This window comes from Sulfobacillus harzensis (assembly GCF_012933365.1).
GTDB lineage: Bacteria > Bacillota > Sulfobacillia > Sulfobacillales > Sulfobacillaceae > Sulfobacillus_B > Sulfobacillus_B harzensis.
The window spans coordinates 1-402 of record NZ_JABBVZ010000351.1; the positions used below are offsets into that span (position 1 = coordinate 1).

General features: G+C 62.2%; 1 protein-coding gene. It reads right to left on the reverse strand.

Annotated features, from left to right (window positions below; all coding sequences use genetic code 11):
• Nucleotides 1-171: 171 nt before the first annotated feature.
• Nucleotides 172-351, reverse strand: coding sequence for a hypothetical protein (locus HIJ39_RS23455; protein WP_169103417.1), 180 nt, complete (start codon nt 349-351; stop codon nt 172-174).
• Nucleotides 352-402 lie beyond the last annotated feature (51 nt).

Genomic DNA, 402 nt, shown 5'->3' on the forward strand with positions numbered 1-402 from the left:
TGCCGCGCCGTTGCCTCGCTTTTAAACACCGGCAAAAATCCATCGCCAAACCGGGCTTCGACGGTATCAATGGGCACAGCCAAGTCCGGTGCGTCCGATGGGTAGACACGGACATCCCCCCAGTCATGGACTACGTCGACGAGAAACAACCAACCGTCCCAACCCTCTGGTTCAAACATTGTGCTGCACCACCTCCCGGAAATTGCATTCGCTCTCCACCAGCACCAGCGCCCCGCAATGCGAGCACCCCGCCGTGTCGGCCCACCACCAGCCGCCAGGCGGCAAGACCGCATCCCACATCACCGGACTCCAGTGGCCACACTCTGGGCATTGCGCTTCCCGCTTCTTCACGAAGGACCCTCCCCTTTCTCTAGCACCCGAATCGACAGCGCCGCCACGCCG